The sequence below is a fragment of the Roseateles sp. genome (assembly GCF_031397715.1).
In the GTDB taxonomy this organism is placed as follows: Bacteria; Pseudomonadota; Gammaproteobacteria; order Burkholderiales; family Burkholderiaceae_C; genus Paucibacter_A.
This window is the reverse complement of record NZ_JANNMI010000180.1, coordinates 1-3,952: the sequence shown is the minus strand read 5'-3', so window position 1 is coordinate 3,952 and position 3,952 is coordinate 1. Positions and strand designations below refer to the sequence as shown.

General features: G+C 64.1%; 3 protein-coding genes. All 3 read left to right on the top strand.

Translation table 11 applies throughout. The features are described from left to right. The coding region (locus RMO57_RS07725) for a type VI secretion system baseplate subunit TssF (RefSeq protein ID WP_310385562.1) at positions 1-823 on the top strand (823 nt) is incomplete at its 5' end. After that, positions 823-1,923, top strand: coding sequence for a type VI secretion system baseplate subunit TssG (gene tssG, locus RMO57_RS07720; RefSeq protein ID WP_310385560.1), 1,101 nt, complete (start codon positions 823-825; stop codon positions 1,921-1,923). The genes RMO57_RS07725 and tssG, both read left to right, overlap by 1 nt. A gap of 42 nt (positions 1,924-1,965) precedes the next feature. Then, positions 1,966-3,952, top strand: a 1,987-nt coding sequence (locus RMO57_RS07715; RefSeq protein WP_310385558.1) for an AAA family ATPase, incomplete at its 3' end; no start/stop codon positions are given.

The window sequence follows — 3,952 nt, the reverse complement described above, 5'->3', positions numbered from 1 at the left end:
GATCGGTTATGGCAGTGGCGGGGGTGCAGGATCGGCTAAGGACAAGACGACTGAGTGGCGCTTCTTGCCTTTTTATAACGCCTTTCACACCGAGGCGCGTTCGCACAACGCCTACTTCTCGGTGCAGCGGGTGCCGCGCCTGATGTCTCAGCTGCAAACCCGTGAAGGTCCCCGCTCCAGCTATATCGGCAGTGAGGTTTATGTGACGGTGGTCGATTCGGCCGAGGCACCGTTCTCCGCCGATTTGCGCCAACTTGGCGTGAGAGCCTTGTGCAGCAACCGCGATCTGCCGATCTTGATGCCCACCGGCAATGCCAAAGGTGACCTCATCTTGGCGCAGACTGCGCCGGTCAAGGCTATCCAGGTGCTCAAGGGACCGTCACGCCCGCAGTCGGCGCTGCGTGAGGGCAATATTGCCTGGAAGATGATCAATCAGCTCTCGCTCAATCACCTCTCTTTGACCGATACCGATGCGGAGCATGGCGCCGCTGCGCTGCGTGAAATCCTGCGTCTGTACGCGCCCAGCGGCGACGCCGGTGCGCAGCGCCAAGTGGATGGTCTGCGCTCGGTCAAGCTGGCCTCGGTGGTGCGCCGCCTGCCCATGCCCGGGCCCATCACCTTCGGTCGTGGCGTGGACGTGCGGGTTGAAATTGATGACCATGCGTTCGAAGGCGGCAGCGCCTTTTTGCTCGGTCTGGTGTTGGAGCGCTTTGTCGCTCGCCATGTCTCCTTGAATGGCTTCACCCAGCTGCGCCTGCATTCGCCTGCGCGCGGCGACATCCTCAGCGGCCGGCCGCGCTGCGGCACCCGAGCGATTTTGTGATGTCAGCGCCTAACCCCAAGCGCCCCGACCCGGTGTATGCGATCGCTGAGGCCGCCCACAGCTTCGACTTTTATCAAGCGATGCGCTTGATTGACGCCTATCACGCCGACAAACCACGCCTGGGCACGGCGCGCCGGCCGGTGGACGAGCCGGTGCGCTTGGGTCAGGCCGCCGATCTTGGTTTTGCACCGTCCAGCCTGAGCATGGTGGACCCGGCTGACCGCAGCGGCCGGCCTCGCGTCGAGGTGAGATTCTTCGGCTTGTTTGGGCCCAATAGCCCGCTGCCCTTGCACATAACGGCCTATGCCCGCGAGCGCCGTCTGCACAGAGGCGACGAGACCTTCGGCCGCTTTGCCGATATGTTTCACCACCGCCTCTTGCTGCTGTTCTATCGCGCATGGGCGCAGGGTAAACCTGCCGTTAGCCTGGATCGCCCGCAGGAGGATCGCTTTGCTTCCTTTGTTGGTTCGCTGATCGGGGTGGCCGGGCCTGAGCTGCAAAATCGCGACGCCGCCCCCGACCATGCTCGCTTGGCTCATGCCGGCGTCTTGTCACGCCAGGTTCGCAATGCCGATGGCCTCGGCCTGCTGCTCTCGAACTATCTGGGCATGCAGGCGCGCATCGAGCAATTTTTTGGCCGCTGGATGCCGCTGCAACCCGAAGAACGCACCCGCATCAAACGCCTCAGCCGGCGCGGCGCGTCTAGGCGAACCTCGACCGCGCAACTTGGCGTGAGCGCCGTGTTGGGCCGGGCCGTGTTTGATCGCCAGCATCATTTCCGCATCCACATTGGCCCCTTGGACCTGCCCGCCTTCGAGGCGCTGCTGCCGGTCGGCAAGGCCTTGCCGGCGGTGCAGGCGCTGGTGCATCAATACATCGGGCTGGAGCTCGGCTGGGACTTGGCGCTTGAGCTGAAAAAAGAGCAAGTGCCGGCTTGCCGACCCGGCCAATACGGGCGCCTGGGTTGGACCACCTGGCTGGGCAAGCCGCCTGGCGAATCTGCCGAATCTCCCGAATCTCCCGAATCTCCCAAATCTCCCGAATCTTCCAAAAGCCGCCCCGCTGTTTTGAATTTGAGACCCAAGCTGGCGCAGCTTTGATTTGACCCGCATCAACCGTAACCCTCGTCAAAAGGATTCACCATGGCAGACATCAACCGAGTCACACTTTTCGGCAAGTTGAACAGCGCAGCCTACAAGGCGGTTGAGGGGGCCACGGTTTTCTGCAAGTTGCGCGGCAACCCCTATGTGGAGTTGGAGCACTGGATTGCGCAAATCCTGCAGAGCGCCGACTCCGACTGGCACCGCATCATCAAATACGGTCAGCTCGACCAGTCTGCCCTGGCCAAGGACTTGACCGCCGCGCTCGACCGCCTGCCGCGCGGTGCCACCAGCATCTCCGACATCGCCGAGAACATTGCCGACGCGATTGAGCGGGGCTGGGTCTACGGCACGCTACTCTATGGCGACAACACCGTGCGCACCGGCTATGTGCTGGTGGGCATGCTCAAGACCAAGACCTTGCGCAATGCACTGATCGCCATCAGCCGCCAGTTCGAGAAGCTCAAGGTCGAGGACCTCAGCGACAACCTGGCCAAGATCCTGGCCGGCTCGCCCGAAGAAGGCTTGGGCGCCACCGATGGATCTTCTGCAGGCGCTAGCGCCCCCGGCGAAGACAGCGGTGCGCTGGCCCCGGCCGCCATGGGCAAGCAAGAAGCGCTGAAAAAATTCACCGTTGATCTGACCGAACAAGCCCGCAGCGGCAAGATGGACCCGATCGTCGGCCGCGACGACGAGATCCGCCAGGTGGTCGACATCTTGATGCGGCGCCGGCAAAACAACCCCATCTTGGTTGGCGAGGCCGGCGTCGGCAAGACCGCCGTGGTCGAAGGCTTTGCCCAGCGCATTGCGCGCGGCGATGTGCCGCCGAGCCTGAAGGACGTCGAGCTGCGCTCGCTCGATGTGGGCCTGCTGCAGGCAGGGGCCAGCATGAAGGGCGAGTTCGAGCAGCGCCTGCGCTCGGTGATCGACGAGGTGCAAGCCAGCGCCAAGCCGATCATTTTGTTCATCGACGAAACCCACACGCTCGTCGGTGCGGGCGGTGCTGCCGGTACCGGCGATGCGGCCAATCTGCTCAAGCCCGCCTTGGCGCGCGGCACCTTGCGCACGATCGGTGCCACCACCTTTGCCGAGTACAAAAAACACATCGAAAAAGATCCGGCCCTGACGCGCCGCTTCCAGACCATTCAGGTCGATGAGCCGGACGAGGCCAAGGCGATCCTGATGATGCGCGGCGTCGCCAGCACGATGGAAAAGCACCACAAGGTGCAGATCCTCGACGAGGCGCTGGAGGCGGCCGTGCGTTTGAGCCACCGCTACATCCCGGCGCGCCAATTGCCCGACAAATCGGTCAGCCTGCTTGATACCGCCTGTGCCCGCGTGGCGGTCAGCCTGCACGCCACGCCCGCCGAGGTCGATGACTGCCGCAAGCGCATCGAGGCGCTGGAAACGGAACTCGGCATCATCGGTCGCGAGAAGGCGATCGGCATCGACACGGCCAAGCGCGAGGGCGAGGCGACCGAGTTGCTGGCCACCGAGCGCGCCCGACTGGCGGGCTTGGATGCTCGCTGGGCCGAGGAAAAGGGCTTGGTCGACCAGTTGCTTGACCTGCGCGCCAAGCTGCGCGCCGGCATCCGCCCGGTCGAGGGTACAGGCAGCAAATTGGAGGCCGAAGCTGCGGCCGAGGCGGTTGCCGAAGGCTTGTCCGACGGAGACCGCGAAGCTGAGCGCGTGAGCCTGCTGGCGCAACTGAATGAGGTGCAGACCAAACTCAGCACCTTGCAAGGCGAAACGCCGCTGATTCTGCCCACGGTGGACTACCAGGCGGTGGCGGCGGTGGTGGGCGACTGGACCGGCATCCCGGTCGGCCGCATGGCCCGCAACGAGATCGAGACCATTCTGAAAGTGGCCGACTCGTTGGCTCAACGCGTGATCGGCCAAGACCATGCGATGGAGATGATCGGGTCTTTATCCTCACGGCGGTCGCGGCCGCGGCCAGCGGCGTTGTGCTTTACATCGACCGCAGGCTGCACGCGCGGGCCTGAGTCGGGGTCCCCCTGGGCCGGCGGCG